General features: G+C 33.7%; 12 protein-coding genes. 2 read left to right on the top strand and 10 right to left on the bottom strand.

The window, feature by feature from the left end:
- Positions 1-82 precede the first annotated feature (82 nt).
- Positions 83-1,456 carry an ROK family transcriptional regulator gene (locus tag P8V03_RS03935; RefSeq protein ID WP_318796847.1) on the bottom strand — a complete coding sequence of 458 codons (1,374 nt, stop codon included), beginning with the start codon at positions 1,454-1,456 and terminating at the stop codon, positions 83-85.
- Positions 1,457-1,546: 90 nt separating this feature from the next.
- On the opposite strand from P8V03_RS03935, the gene P8V03_RS03930 reads away from it, so the two are divergent.
- The gene (locus tag P8V03_RS03930; RefSeq protein WP_318796846.1) at positions 1,547-2,578 is read left to right on the top strand and encodes a proline racemase family protein; all 1,032 of its coding nucleotides are present in this window, start codon (positions 1,547-1,549) and stop codon (positions 2,576-2,578) included.
- Between the two features lie 228 nt (positions 2,579-2,806).
- Here P8V03_RS03930 and P8V03_RS03925 read toward each other — a convergent pair whose 3' ends face one another.
- Positions 2,807-3,580, bottom strand: a complete 774-nt coding sequence (locus tag P8V03_RS03925) for a PhzF family phenazine biosynthesis protein (protein WP_318796845.1) — start codon at positions 3,578-3,580, stop codon at positions 2,807-2,809.
- Between the two features lie 410 nt (positions 3,581-3,990).
- On the opposite strand from P8V03_RS03925, the gene P8V03_RS03920 reads away from it, so the two are divergent.
- Positions 3,991-4,881 (top strand): sulfite exporter TauE/SafE family protein, encoded by an 891-nt coding sequence (locus P8V03_RS03920; protein ID WP_318796844.1) that lies wholly within the window; start codon positions 3,991-3,993, stop codon positions 4,879-4,881.
- A 79-nt stretch (positions 4,882-4,960) separates the two neighbouring features.
- Here P8V03_RS03920 and P8V03_RS03915 read toward each other — a convergent pair whose 3' ends face one another.
- The 8 genes from P8V03_RS03915 to P8V03_RS03880 form a co-directional block, all read right to left on the bottom strand.
- On the bottom strand, positions 4,961-5,920 hold the full coding sequence (locus tag P8V03_RS03915) for an ABC transporter substrate-binding protein (protein ID WP_318796843.1): 960 nt from the start codon (positions 5,918-5,920) through the stop codon (positions 4,961-4,963).
- Positions 5,921-5,935: 15 nt separating this feature from the next.
- A complete protein-coding gene (locus P8V03_RS03910) occupies positions 5,936-6,691 on the bottom strand; it encodes an ABC transporter ATP-binding protein (RefSeq protein ID WP_261673538.1) in 756 nt (251 codons plus the stop codon).
- The gene (locus tag P8V03_RS03905; RefSeq protein ID WP_318796842.1) at positions 6,654-7,547 is read right to left on the bottom strand and encodes an ABC transporter permease; all 894 of its coding nucleotides are present in this window, start codon (positions 7,545-7,547) and stop codon (positions 6,654-6,656) included. Before P8V03_RS03905 ends, P8V03_RS03910 begins: the two co-directional genes overlap by 38 nt.
- A 385-nt stretch (positions 7,548-7,932) precedes the next feature.
- Positions 7,933-9,582: an amidohydrolase gene (locus P8V03_RS03900; RefSeq protein ID WP_318796841.1), complete on the bottom strand. Its 1,650-nt coding sequence runs from the start codon at positions 9,580-9,582 to the stop codon at positions 7,933-7,935.
- 63 nt (positions 9,583-9,645) lie between these two features.
- Complete coding sequence (locus tag P8V03_RS03895) at positions 9,646-11,103, bottom strand: sodium:solute symporter family protein (RefSeq protein WP_261673541.1); 1,458 nt, start codon at positions 11,101-11,103, stop codon at positions 9,646-9,648.
- 24 nt (positions 11,104-11,127) lie between these two features.
- Entirely contained in the window at positions 11,128-11,991 is an 864-nt protein-coding gene (panB, locus tag P8V03_RS03890; RefSeq protein WP_318796922.1) for a 3-methyl-2-oxobutanoate hydroxymethyltransferase, read from the bottom strand.
- Positions 11,992-12,318: 327 nt separating this feature from the next.
- Positions 12,319-13,080 carry an IclR family transcriptional regulator gene (locus P8V03_RS03885; RefSeq protein WP_261673542.1) on the bottom strand — a complete coding sequence of 254 codons (762 nt, stop codon included), beginning with the start codon at positions 13,078-13,080 and terminating at the stop codon, positions 12,319-12,321.
- Positions 13,081-13,138: 58 nt separating this feature from the next.
- A complete protein-coding gene (locus tag P8V03_RS03880; protein WP_318796840.1) occupies positions 13,139-14,053 on the bottom strand; it encodes a ketopantoate reductase family protein in 915 nt (304 codons plus the stop codon).
- Between the last annotated feature and the right edge of the window lie 287 nt (positions 14,054-14,340).

The raw sequence follows: 14,340 nt of genomic DNA, 5'->3' as shown, positions 1-14,340 counted from the left end.
TAATTAAAATGATTCAAAATTACTATAGTATATTCCTTGATTAGTACTTTAATGAAAATAGCAGATTTTTCCACTTAATATTCTATTCTAATGTAGTTCCTTCATAAAACTGTGGATTTTCAAAAAACATTTCTGCCAGTTCATGGTATCCTCCAAACCTTTGTAATTCTCTTAGTGGACGCATATCATAGTATAATTTGGAAGCTGTTTCTTCTGGAAAAAAGCCTGCCTTTTTTCTTGCTTCTTTAAGCTCACTTTCAAAATACTCCCCCGCATAAGCATACTTTCCTTGTACTACAATGATTTCTGGATCAAAATTAATAGCTATATTTTTTAATATCAAAGAAAACATTTCCGCAACATAACTGACAATCTCCTTTGCTAATTCGTCCCCTTTATCAGCTTCCTCAAACAAATGTCGTATAAGTTCATCTGATTCAATCCACTGTTTCATAGTGGAACAAGGTAGCTTTTTAGGATTTTCCTTTAGTTTCTCTTTTATTCTATCTTCACTGACCATTCTTTCAAAACAGCCTCTACTTCCACAGGAACATACTTCTTTGTCACTATAATCAATTGTCATGTGTCCAATTTCACCAATTAATGCATTTCTCCCAGTAAGGACTTCTCCATCTATGTAGCATGCAGAAATACCCTCCTCAGTATATATGGCAACTATCCTTTTACTACGATATTTTTCCTCTAGAAGAAGAGAACCTCCTGCAATTCTTACAAGATTTTCTACAACAATAACTTGTTTAGGAAATAATTCTTCCAACCAAGCTTTTATCGGAATATTCCTTCCCCATTCTGGAGCCAGCGCACAAAACCGTACAATTCCAAGTTTACGGTCTACAAATCCCCCTATTGCTAGACTAATTCCATATAAGTCTTCATAGGAAGTTTCCGCTTCTTGTAAAATTAAATATATATTATGCCTTAAGATATGCTGAAATTTTTCGAAAGTATCCTCGTAATTAAATAAAACCTCTTTTTCTCGTATACATTCATTTTTCATATTTAAAATCGCAAAATGAATGTATTTCTTTTCTAAATATATACACAAAATCACCTTTTCACAGCAAAAGGTATATAATTCCGGACGTTTTCCACCGGTATTTGTAGAAGATCCTTTCCCTACCGAAACTAAAAGCCCCTTCTCTTCAAAACTTTGAATTGCTCTTTTTATCGTTGGGCGACTGATCCTTGTAGCTTCACTTATATCATTTACAGATACAACTTGCTCATTTCTTATCATTTGCAAAATACGCTTCCTGTTTAAATACTTCAAATCAGAAGGCATGGATGCGTCTTTTGTATACTTTTCTTCCTCTTTTCCCATGCTCCACCTCATATTTTCATTTTTATAAAACTTCTTTTCTATGTATTTTTTTAATTTTTCATTTTGTTTAGGTATACGATACCATATTTCTATTCTCATTTCCAGCATTGTCATTTATATTTTCTATATCCTGTTGACTTTTCTAAAAATAAGTTATAAAATAACGTTACGAAACATTATTTTATAACTTATGGGGGTATTTTTATGGAATTAAGACCAAATGTTAATTTAAGTATTTACGAAAAAAGCTTTACTGCTGTGGATACTCATACCGTAGGAGAATTTACTCGTGTAGTATTGTCAGGATTTCCTGAAATTCCAGGAAACACTATGATTGAAAAGAAAAAATATCTAGAAGAACATTGCGATGAGTACAGAAAAGCTTTAATGTTTGAACCACGTGGACATCACGATATGTTCGGTTCCATAGTAACAAAACCAATTAGCTCAGAAGCAGATTACGGTGTTATCTACATGGATACAGGTGGATATTTAAATATGTGTGGACATGGTACCATTGGTACTGTTACTGCCATCATAGAAGGTGGACTCCTAGAAGCAAAGGAGCCTTATACAGAAGTCGTTCTTGATGCTCCTGCAGGATTAATTCGCACAAAGGCAGAAGTAAAAGGCGGAAAAGTTGTAAATGTTACCCTTACAAATGTTCCTGCTTTCCTTTATAAAGAAAACTTAAAAACAATTATAGATGGTAAGGAAGTTACATATGATATTTCCTTTGGTGGAAGCTTTTTTGCTTTATGTGATGTTACTCAGATTGGACTTGATATAGTGCCTGAAAATATTCCTTCACTTACGGAATTTGGTATGAAATTAATTGAGAATGCAAATAAAGAAAATCATATCCAACACCCTGAACTTGATATTACATCTGTAGATTTAGCAGAATTATATTGTCCAACCTCTACATCTGGATGTGACATGAGGAACGTGGTTATTTTCGGTGATTACATGGCAGACCGCTCTCCATGCGGAACTGGTACAAGTGCAAAGTTAGCAACTCTTTATAGAAGAGGTAAAATTGGAATTGGTGAACCATTTGTATATGAAAGTTTTATAGGAACAACATTTAAGGGCGTTATCAAAGAAGAAACAAAAGCCGGTGAGTTTCCTGCAGTAATTCCACAGATTACAGGCAGTGCTTATTTAACAGGCGTATCTACCTATATTATCGACAACGATGATCCTCTTAAATATGGTTTCCAAGTTGGAAAATAGTATTTTGGATTAATTAAATTCTATAAGGACATTTCCAGCACCTAAATGGTGCTGGTTTTTACCATACATCTCTTAATTACTAATACTCAACTATCGTAGTTTTACCGTTAACAGGCACAAAATACCCTCTAATACTTTCTTATGCTTGGTCATCTATACTAAGTAATAATAAATTATGGTGTTGATTTGACACTATTATAAAGTACCTAACTTTGCATAAAAGTTTTACTAGAAATTGATGTCTGCTATAGAATACAGTGCCGCTTTTCCACTCATTTTAATGCGGTTGACCTCAACTTTGCAATACAAGGTTCCACCTCTTCTTGAAGCCTGATATGCAATAATGTTGTTATTTCCTATCTTGTTTGCCCAAAAGGGAACTATATAGCAGTGGCCTGATCCGCAAACCGGGTCCTCGGGTACATTCAGTTTAGGAGCAAATGAGCGTGATACACAATCAAAATTTTTTCCTTTCGCTGTAACATGTAAAAGCAGACCATCTAATTCCTTAACTTTTTCCATATTAGGATTCATGTTTAAAACATCTTCTTCATTTTCCAATATGCAAAGAAGGTCTCTAGCCATCCATGCCTCAAGGGGGCGTACACCAATTACCTCAGCCATGGCATCCGTTACTTCCACTTTTTTTAAATCATATGCTGGAAAGTTCATTTCTAAAAGTTCATCATTTTTATTAACTGTCAAAATGCCACTTAAAGTTTCGAAACGAACCTCCTTTAAACTTGGTTCTACAAATCTTGTTATTATATATGCCGTAGCCAAGGTCGCATGCCCGCAAAGGTCTATTTCACCTCCAGGAGTAAACCATCTAAGCTTGTAGCTTTCACCCTCCTTTACTGCAAAGGCAGTTTCAGATAAGTTATTTTCCATAGTAATCTTTAACATAGTTTCATCATCAAGGTATTTGTCCATAACACAAACTGCTGCTGGATTTCCACCAAATACTTTGTCAGTAAATGCATCCACTACATATTGTCTCATAATTTAATCTCCCTCCTCTAATTTTCCAAATCCTAATGTAAACATATAATACCCAGCTAGACATGCCTGGCAATAAGGTTCGATAGCTGCTGGTGTATTTTTGGTACTTATTTGTTTCAAATCTATACCTCCAACAGCTCTGCAATGGCTAAGTATAACGGTTGACTACTCTCAGTCAATTTTGGTTTCCAACTCATGGGGTAATTTTCAAAAGAATTCACAGGCATAGACATCATCCATTCTTATCTTAATATTTTAAGCTCAATTATATAATTGAGTGCTTAAATTTGCAATATCAAAAATTCAATTTCACAAATTTAAACTATATTGAAAAAAGAGAGAATTTATTGTAAAATTAAATCACTATAAATAGAAAATACTCGAAAACAATAAAAACAAGGGGGATAAATATGTTAAAAATCGTACTATTATTTATGGTAGCAAGCAGTATCTGGTATTCTTTCATACTCATCAAAGACTATATTAAAAAGAAAAAGGAAGGTACTTTAGAGGAAGGAAGCTTTATAAAACTTGGACTTATTGGTATGTTAGCTAACTTTTTTGATACTCTAGGAATAGGAAGTTTTGCCATAGAAACTTCATTATTCAAAAATTTCAAGTTAATAGAGGATAAAAAACTTCCAGGAACCTTGAATGTGGCTAATACTATACCTACTATATTAGAGGCACTTATATTTATGACAGTTATAAAGGTAGAACCTGTAACACTTTTTAGTATGTTAGCAGCTGCAGTTCTAGGTGCTGTAGTAGGTGCTAAAGTAGTTTCCAAATTTGATGAAAAAACTATTCAGATTTCCATGGGTTTAGCCCTTTTAGCAGTAGCTGCACTTATGGTTGCAGGACAATTAAAGCTTTTCCCTGTAGGCGGAAATGAAACTGCTCTTACAGGAGTCAAGCTAATAATTGGACTTGCTGGTAACTTCCTATTCGGTGCACTTATGACCATAGGTATAGGACTTTATGCTCCTTGTATGGCTTTAGTCTTTGCACTAGGCATGGGGCCTCAAGTAGCTTTCCCTATAATGATGGGATCCTGTGCATTGTTAATGCCTTTTTCATCTTATCAATTCATAAAAAATGGAGCCTATTCAACAAAGGCCTCAGTGGCTATAGCTATTTTAGGTTCTATAGGCGTATTAATAGCTGCATATGTTGTAAAATCACTGCCTTTAGATATTTTAAAATGGGTAGTTGCCTGCGTAATAGTATATACCTCCTTTATTATGTTTAAATCCTCAAAGGCTAATAGTAAAAAACAATCTGATGTTTATACAGCTTAAAACCATATATCAGAATTAAAAAAGGAATGTGTCACAGCATTCCTTTTTTAATTCCTGTCTTAATAATTATACTTGAAAATTATTTGGTTTTGATATATTTAACATTCTCCATTGAAGGTTTTTCAATATTCAGCTTTTTTAGGCTATCTTCATTTATATATACATCAGTTTCATTTGATATTTTAATTGGTATTTTAGAAATATCTTCTCCCTCTAATACTGAAACTGCCATTTTTCCTGTTTCGTAACCTAATTTATAGTAATTAATTCCTACGGTAGCAAGGGCTCCTGCTTCTACACTTCCCTTTTCCGCTGCAATTATAGGCACCTTTGCCTCTAATGTATGCTTAGCTATTATAGGCATTGATGATACAACTAATTGGTCTGTAGGTACATATAGTACATCTATCTTTTTTACTAAACTAGCTATATTACTGTTTACATCATTCGTACTGGTTACTCCTGCTGGAATAATTTCGTAACCCTTGGCAACCTTTTTTAGTTCATTTAATTGAACTTCTGAATTTACTTCACTTGTATTATATATAAATCCTATTTTCTTCGCCTTTGGTACAAGTTTCTTTATTAAATCCAACTGTTTTTCCACCGGCAAATAGTCTGAGGTTCCCGATACGTTAGTTTCAGGCTTTTCTACAGATTTAACTAATTCAGCTTTTACTGGATCAGTAACAGAGCTAATCATTATTGGTATTTTCTTTGTTGTATTAAATGCCCCCTGTGCTGCTGGAGTACCTATAGCAAAAATTAAATCTTTCTTATCTGAGGAAAATTTCTTTGCTATAGTTTGAGCTACTGCTATATCTCCCTGAGCATTTTGATAGTCTATTTTTATATTTTCTCCTTCTTTATATCCCCCTTCCTCAAGAGCTTTTATAAATCCTTTTCTGTTTTCATCTAAGGCAACATACTCTACAATTTGACTTATACCTATATTTATTACTTTCTTTTTACTCTCTGTTTTTGCACAGCCTGTCATCACACTAGCGGCTATTAATATTCCAACAACTATCTTTTTCATAATCCCATCTCCTCTTTATACTGCATATTCAAATTTTTTTAATATGTCCTCTACAGTTATTTCCTTCTTTTTCTTCTCATCTAAATCCAAGATAACTTCACCTTTATGTAACATAATAAGTCTGTTACCATACTCTATTGCATCTTTTAAATTGTGAGTTACCATCAACGTAATAATATTTTTTTCTTTCACAATTTTTTCCGTAAGTTTCATCACCTCTTTAGAGGTTTTAGGATCTAAGGCAGCGGTATGTTCATCTAAAAGCAATAGTTTTGGTTCACATATGCTTGCCATTATTAGTGATAAAGCTTGTCTTTGTCCTCCTGAAAGATATTTCACCTCTACATCTAGCATGCCTTTTAAATCTAGGGATATGCCTTCTAGTAATTTTCTTAGGTAGTCTGTTTTGTATCTTAGACAATATTTAAGGTTAGTCAATTTTCCCTTATTTAGTGCTAAAGATAAATTTTCTCTTACTGTCATAGAAGGGCATGTACCTAATGCTGGATTTTGAAAAACCCTGCTTATAATCCTAGTTCTTTTATGCTCAGGCATTTTAGTTATATCCTTATCTTGAAGTAAAATGCTGCCTGAAGTTTCTTCAATTACCCCTGAAATTATATTTAATAGCGTTGATTTACCAGTACCATTGCTGCCAATTATGCTTACAAAGTCACCTTTATTAATCTTTAGATTAAGGTTTGAGAACAGCTTGTTTTCACCTATGTAGTTATTATGAAAGCTTTTTGATAAGTTTTGAATTTTTAACATTTATAATCCACCTCCCCATTTTTTTCTCTTCATTGTTTTTAACTCCTCTGACAGCTAAGAATATAATAATTACTAAGGATGTTATCATCTTTAGGTCAACTGGAGTTAGTCCTACATTCATGGCAAAATATATAGTAACTTGGTAAATCAATGTGCCTAATATTACAAGAGTTGTGTCCTTAATAAGAGTTCTCTTTTTTATTATTGATGTTCCAATAATTATTGATGCTATTCCTAAAACTAGTGTGCCAATTCCCATAGAAATATCGGAAAAGCCTTGGTATTGAGCCATCATGCTTCCTGAAAGTGCTATAAGTCCATTAGATAGCATAAGTCCTAATATTTTAATGCTTCCTACCTCTATTCCTAAGGATTTAATCATCTGAGGATTATCTCCAACAGCCTTCAGGGTATACCCTAGTCCTGTTTTCAAAAATACATCAATGAAAACTTTAACTATGACTACAAGAATAAAGGCAATTATTAAAGGATTAAAATCAGAGAATATATTTGCTTGGCTAAATATAGGAATATTAGCCTTTCCCATAATTCTTAAATTTAATGAATACAAAATTCCCATTACTAAAATTCCAGAAAGTAAATTTGATATCTTAAGCTTTACATGTAGTATTCCTGTTAAAAACCCTGCTGCTAATCCAGCTAATAGAGCAATCAACATAGCTGAGGCAGGAGATACTCCTTTCTTTAACATTGTAACTATTATTGCTGCTCCTAAAGTAAAACTTCCATCTGCAGATAAATCAGGAAAGTCTAAAATTTTATAACTTATATAAACCCCCAATACCATAATTGATAAGATTAAGCTTTGAACTAATACACCTGATGCTGCTTCCATAAAAATTCTCCCTTCCATATTTTTTTGTATGCAAAAAGCCACATGGTACTCCATGTGGCCTGTAAATGCATACAAAAAGTCGAAAAAGCCACATAGACTATCTATGTGGCTTCTATAAAATAATTACTGAAAAACTTATACTTTATAGCCAACATAGATACAAACCTTTTAATTCCATGAATTAGGTGGTTTGCACCTATGTAAAATTATTAGGTACAAACCTATCTAAATTGGCTATTAAAGACAACTTGCATTGTTATAATTGATAAGTTTTTCATAATTAATTCCTCCTAAAAATTTATTGTTACCAGTGTATCACTTTCATTTATTAAAGTCAAGTAACTTTTTATTAAAAGATAATATTACAGTATTATTGTTACAGCACCTATTTTCTCTCATACTCAATTTTTCCATCAATCATAGTCATATCAACTTTGATATCAAGTATCTTATCCTGTGGGTATGCTAGAATATCCTCAGATAAAACAACTATATCAGCCAGCTTGCCAACCTCGATACTTCCCTTAACTTTTTCTTCATAACTTGAATAAGCTCCGTTATAGGTGTAAAGTCTTATTGCTTCTAGCATAGTGATTTTCTGAGTCTGATCTACTGGTTCATTTGTTACTCTGTCAGTTCTATTTACACAGGCATCTAGTATAGACATTGATTCTACAGGGCCTGAAGGAGCATCACTTCCGATTGAAACCATAATTCCTGCATCAATCATACTTCTAAGAGCAGCAAAATATTTCATTCTTTCACCATAGAACTTGAAATAATTTCTTCCATTCCATGCGATAAATCCAGGGTTTACACTTGGGCAAATATTTAGTTTAGCCATCCTGTCAATGAGATCCTGATCTACAATGGCACAGTGTTCTATTCTGTGTCTTGCACCTGGTCTTGGATTGGTTTCAAAGGCCTTTTCATAACCTTCCACCATAAACTCTACAGCCAAGTCACCAACAGCATGAGCTGATGCTTGGCAGTCAGCATCGTTTATCATCTTAATATAATCTGCTACCTCTTCCCTTTCCCAGCCAAGAATACCAGGCATGTTAGGATCGTGACAGTAAGGCTCTCTTGTTGCACAGGAAGGTCCGCTGGTGCCGCCATCTATCATAAATTTACAAGTACCAATTTTGAAATGTTCATCTCCTATTCCAGACTGAAGTCCTAGTTTAAGGAAATGATCGTTATCTTCAAGGGAAACTGGCTTTCCAAAGATACTATGAAGCATCATGTATTCTCTAGGCTTAAATTCTCTAGATCTACAAAGACTCTGCATAATGTGATAGGATGGTCTATCACACTCCCCTGCATCATGTACAGAAGTTACTCCATTTCTAAGAAGTAAATCATTTGATTTCATAGCAGCAGCCTTCTGCTGTTCATCAGTATAAACTACCTTGCTCCAAAGGTAAAAATGTGTGTGATCCTTGACCATACCAGTTAACTTGCCATTTTCAACTACTACCTCATCATGAGCAAACTTTTTAGCATCTTCTGCAGTGTATATTCCTACTGCATTTAGAGCAGCTGTATTATACATGCAAATATGTCCACAGGTTCTCATACACTGTACAGGGTTATTTGGTGCAGCTTCGTCCATTTCTTCTATTGTTATATGCCTTTTTTCTTCTACTCTGTTTTGATCATAGCCCATCATTGAAATCCACTCACCAGGTTTTCTCTTTGCAGCAGCTTTTTTTATTAATTCGACAATATCCTTAATTGATTTACAATTAGCATATCCAGTGTTTATAATTGCAGCATCTTCTGTATTTCCGAAGAATCCGTTTAAGATAGGATGATAGTGGGTATCAATAAAGCCAGGCGTTAAAGCACGGCCTTTAAGATCAATAACCTTAGTATTAGAATCAATAATCTTTTCTAATCCTTCATTATCCCCTACGTAAACTATCTTGTTATCCTTTACAGCTACTGCCTCGGCAATTTCATCCTTCTGGTTTACTGTAATTACCTTTCCATTTTTAAAAGCATAGTCTGCATATGAATAATCAAAAACCATTTTATTTCCTCCCAATTCTAAGAACTATTTTAATCAAAACAAATAAATACTACTTATATTTATTTATTGCATCGACTCCATCTCTATTTCTTTCTTTCCTTCTTTAAAGGCTTTAGCTGGGAATGCATACATCATTATAGCCATTATAATAAGTGATACAATCATTCCGGTAGTTTGAGCATTTAGAATTCCAAATAGTTTCACTTTGATACCAAAGGTTAGAATAATTGTAACTGCAACACCTAAAATTGCTGAAACTGAAGCTGCTGCTGCAGTAGGACGATTTGAAAATATACCAAAAAGTAATGGTGCTGTTAAGGATACAGACATTAGCGTATAGAAAATTGAAAGAGCAGTTATTATATTAGGAAGTAATAGGGACATTCCAACACCAAGAACTCCGCAAATAAAAGTAACATATCTACTTAGTTTAAGCAGTTCAATATCTGTAGTTTTAGGCTTAAAGAAGGTTTTATATATATCATTGGTGAAGGATGTGGTTAACATATATAGAACAGTATCTGCGGTACTTATTTCTGCTGCAAAAACTGCTGCTAAAGCTATTGCTGACACCCAGGTAGGTAGTAACTCTTTCATTGCTGTAGGCAATGCTAAATCCTGTTGTGTTAAATGTGGAAACATTGCGAAGGTACACATTCCAAGTATTGCTGGAATAAATGCAAAGACAAACTGCACAATTGCATTATAGGTAGTGCCTTTTCTTATGGTAGATTTGTCCTTAGAACCAAATACTATTCCAACTAGACCAGGAGATACAAAGAAGGAAGGAGTAAGCATAAAGAAGTATCCTATTATTACGGTAGCCCCTAAACCAAAGAAACTAAAATAACTATTTGTTTTAGCTACATCTGCCAAATTTGCTGATACCATTGTGTGTAGTCCGCTAAAACCTCCAACGTGTCCTAGTGCAAAAGGCACCGCTATTATAAATCCTGCTAAGACTACTACTAATTTTAATATTCCTACATATGCAGCAGATACTATTCCTCCAAAAGCAAAGTATATTGTAACAACTAATGCACCAATAATTACTCCTGTAGTTTTAGGCACATCTGCAATAACATTTAATATCCAAGCAACACCCATAAGCTGTCCTGCAAATAGTGCTAAGGTTCCAATTGCCATCATTGTAGAAAAAACACCTTTAAACTTTTTGGAATATCTCTTATCTAAAAAGTCACCGGCTGTAAGTAAGTTATATTTAACAGATAATTCCCAAACCTTTGGTCCTACGAAAAATGCAAGAACTAAACTTCCAATACCTGACATGATCATCCACCAAACTGCTGATATACCAGAGGTATATGCAAGCCCTGTAATACCAACAGTAGAGCCAGCCCCTATATTTCCTCCTATTAATGTAGCAAAGAGTAGTCCAGAATTAAATCTTCTTCCTGCAACTATAAAGTCACTTCCACTCTTTACAAATTTAGATACCACTACGCTTATAATTATTAGAGCTATACAATATAAGGCAATTCCCAATATATAAATATTCATATTTTTATGCCCCCTAATAATATTTTAATATAGTTTTTTTAGTACTTCTTCCTTCAGTTCTCCTGCACAAGCACCTTCTTCATATCCTGGCACCTTTGCATTAAAACTGAATTCAGGTGAAGGGAAAGTTCCCTCAAGAGTTTCTTTGTGGAATTGATTAAGGCCTTCTACCATGGCAGTTCTAATTTGTGCAAATTGTTTAACAAACTTTGGTTTAAAATCTCCATACATTCCTAATAAGTCCTGTGTAACCAATACTTGACAATCCACATCAGGTCCCGCTCCAATACCTAATACAGGGACTTTAACAGCCTTCGCCATTGCTCTAGCCACACAACTAGGAACACATTCAAGAACAATAGAAAATACACCTGCTTTTTCAATTGTCTTAGCATCTTCAATGAGCTTTGCAGCACTTTCAGGAGTAGAGCCCTGTACTCTGAAACCTCCAAGCTGGCTGGTAGTTTGTGGTGTAAGTCCTAAATGGCCCATTACCGGTATTCCTGCTTTAACAATGGCTTCAATTTTATCTGCCATTTCAATGCCGCCTTCTAACTTTATACAGTCACAGCCAGTTTCTTTAATAAGTCGATTTGCATTGGCAATAGCCTGCTCACAGCTAACATTATAAGATCCAAAAGGCATATCTCCAACAATAAATGTATTAGGAGCACCTTTAACTACTGGACGAATGTGGTGAATCATGTCTTCCATAGTAACAGCAGTTGTACTTGTGTAGCCTAACATAACCATAGCAAGTGAATCACCTACTAGAATAACCTCACACTCACTGTCATTTACAATAGAAGCTGTTGTATAATCATAAGCTGTTACATAGGTAAACTTTTTACCTTCATCCTTATACTTTTGGAAATCTAAAACAGTCATTTTCTTTTTCACTTTTATTCCTCCCTTTAACAGTTCTACATTGTAGAACTGAATTCCATTATTGTTTTATATTTAATATATATTCTTTATAAATTGAAAAATTACCATTATTTTTCACATTTTATTATTAAATTAAAAATTAATAGGAATTCACTTATGAATTTAAACAATTTTATAAGATATTTTTAGCTACTTTTAATATAAAAGCTTTAGCACTGAAAATAAGATTATCTTCAGTGCTAAACTCTGTTTATATGAATTACTGCAGGCCTTACTATAAACTTCTTAATAAAACTTAATCTAATTTGGCAGGATTCTCTCCTACTATCAGTTGGATACAAATCCACTATGCATTGATATCCTTAAGGCAGTCTCCTGTAATAATCTAACATATATCTGTTTTTTTTCTTCTTCCATCCTAACTGCAGGGGTAGCAATACTTATTACAGCAATAGCATTGTTTAATTGATCCTTTATTGGTACTGCAATGCATATAAGCCCCTCTATATACTCTCCATCATCTAAGGCGTATCCATTTCTTCTTATCTCTTCCAGATTACTCATAAGTTTTTCTGCAGAATCTATAGTATTATTGTTTATTTTAGTTAACTTCAATTGAGAAATATCTAAATCTCTTTTAAAAGCTATAAATGCCTTTCCAAGGGCGCTGCAGTGAACAGGTACCCTTTTCCCTACCTCAAGCTCTATTCTTAAAGGCTCTGCAGTAATAATTTTATCTAGAAATACAACTTCATTTTTATCTACAATGGCAAAGTTAACAGTCTCATGACACTTTTCAAATAATTCCTCTAAGTATGGTCTTACGATTTTCTTTAATGGAATTCTATTTGCAACTTTATTACCTAGTTCAAATATTTTTAGTGTTGCATAATATTTGTTGTTTTCTTTGTTTTGATCAACATATCCCATTGTCTTAAAGGTTCCAAGTATTCTGTGTACTGTACTTTTTCCCATGCCAAAGGAGTTTGACATCTCTAATATACTTACCTCACCGTTGTCTACTAAATATTCTAGTATATTTAAAGACCTAATAAGTGAATTTATATTATAATCATTTTTTTGCTCCATTGCTTATCTCCCTTTCAATATATAGTGAAGCTCTACGGTAATCTATTTTATCTATTGCTTAAATACCTTTTTCTAATGATTTAATCATATTAGTAAGTACAAGATTTACAGGGGTACTAATTAAATACTTTTCACCTTCTTTTACAATAGCTCCATTAATTGTATCTATTTCTGTTTTTCTTTTATTTAAAATATCCTGAAGCATAGAGGATTTATTTTCAGAAGTATTATAGGTAACCTCCATAACTTTTTTTATCATAGCTTCTTCATCAAAAATAATCCCTGATGCCTTTGCTACTTTAACAGCTTCCTTAACTGCCATTGTCATAAGATCTTTTGTTTCCTCAAATTTTAGAAGTTTTCCATTCTCCACTTTAAATATAGCGGTAAGAGCATTGATTCCTACATTGATTATTAGCTTGGACCATATAAGTTCCATAACATTATCTGAAATAATAGTACTAAAGCCTGCCTCTCTCAAAAGCTTAGCTATATTATGAATTCTTTTATCTTCCTTCTTCACAACTAAGCCAATATGAGTTTCTCCTGTGCCTCCATGTTTAATATGAGCCGGTGCCAACATTGTTGCTCCATGGGCAGTAGTTCCTGCTATAACATTATCAATTTTTACATATTTGCATATCTGATCTATATTTCCGTAACCATTCTGCAGGCTAAGTACCATAGTGTCTGGGCCCAAAAGAGCTGAGTTTTTCTCTAGTGCCATACCTGTCATAATAGACTTAACAAAGATTATAGCTAAATCAACATGTCCAACAGTCTCAGCAGTGGTTACAGCCTTTGGATGAACCACTATATCTTTATCTGCCTCTTCTATCTTAAGACCACTTTTATTTATGGCCTCTATATGTTCCTGCCATATATCAACTAAATATACCTCCTTGGCAACCTTTGAAAGATAGCCGCCATACAAGCTACCCATTGCCCCTGCACCTATTATAGCAATTTTCACAATAAATACCCCCTCATATATATTGTTTTATTTGATGAAAAACTTTCATGTATCATACATTGCTTTTATTCTATACAGTAGAACTCAGTTCCACCTTTACTATAAAGATATTCAGTAAAAACTTTTTAATTCCTACCAATACGGTAAATATTAACACAACGGGTTTTAAGTTCTTCATCAAATTTACATCGCCTAATATTGATTTTTGTATTTTCCGTTACTGCAAAGGCAATACCTATAGGGAGTTTCTCTATTCATCATGTTATTTTCCTCAGATAAAGATAGTT

The sequence above is a fragment of the Clostridium tanneri genome (genome assembly GCF_033659955.1).
Lineage (GTDB): Bacteria > Bacillota > Clostridia > Clostridiales > Clostridiaceae > Clostridium_AM > Clostridium_AM tanneri.
This window is presented reverse-complemented; position numbering and strand designations above follow the sequence as displayed.

Bases quoted from the DNA above. Each gene is read 5' to 3' on its own strand.
- P8V03_RS03935 (WP_318796847.1), bottom strand. From the start codon at position 1,456: ATGACAATGCTGGAAATGAGAATAGAAATATGGTATCGTATACCTAAA.
- P8V03_RS03885 (WP_261673542.1), bottom strand. From the start codon at position 13,080: ATGGAGCAAAAAAATGATTATAATATAAATTCACTTATTAGGTCTTTA.
- panB (WP_318796922.1), bottom strand. From the start codon at position 11,991: ATGACTGTTTTAGATTTCCAAAAGTATAAGGATGAAGGTAAAAAGTTT.
- P8V03_RS03900 (WP_318796841.1), bottom strand. From the start codon at position 9,582: ATGGTTTTTGATTATTCATATGCAGACTATGCTTTTAAAAATGGAAAG.
- P8V03_RS03930 (WP_318796846.1), top strand. From the start codon at position 1,547: ATGGAATTAAGACCAAATGTTAATTTAAGTATTTACGAAAAAAGCTTT.
- P8V03_RS03910 (WP_261673538.1), bottom strand. From the start codon at position 6,691: ATGTTAAAAATTCAAAACTTATCAAAAAGCTTTCATAATAACTACATA.
- P8V03_RS03915 (WP_318796843.1), bottom strand. From the start codon at position 5,920: ATGAAAAAGATAGTTGTTGGAATATTAATAGCCGCTAGTGTGATGACA.
- P8V03_RS03895 (WP_261673541.1), bottom strand. From the start codon at position 11,103: ATGAATATTTATATATTGGGAATTGCCTTATATTGTATAGCTCTAATA.
- P8V03_RS03925 (WP_318796845.1), bottom strand. From the start codon at position 3,580: ATGAGACAATATGTAGTGGATGCATTTACTGACAAAGTATTTGGTGGA.
- P8V03_RS03920 (WP_318796844.1), top strand. From the start codon at position 3,991: ATGTTAAAAATCGTACTATTATTTATGGTAGCAAGCAGTATCTGGTAT.
- P8V03_RS03905 (WP_318796842.1), bottom strand. From the start codon at position 7,547: ATGGAAGCAGCATCAGGTGTATTAGTTCAAAGCTTAATCTTATCAATT.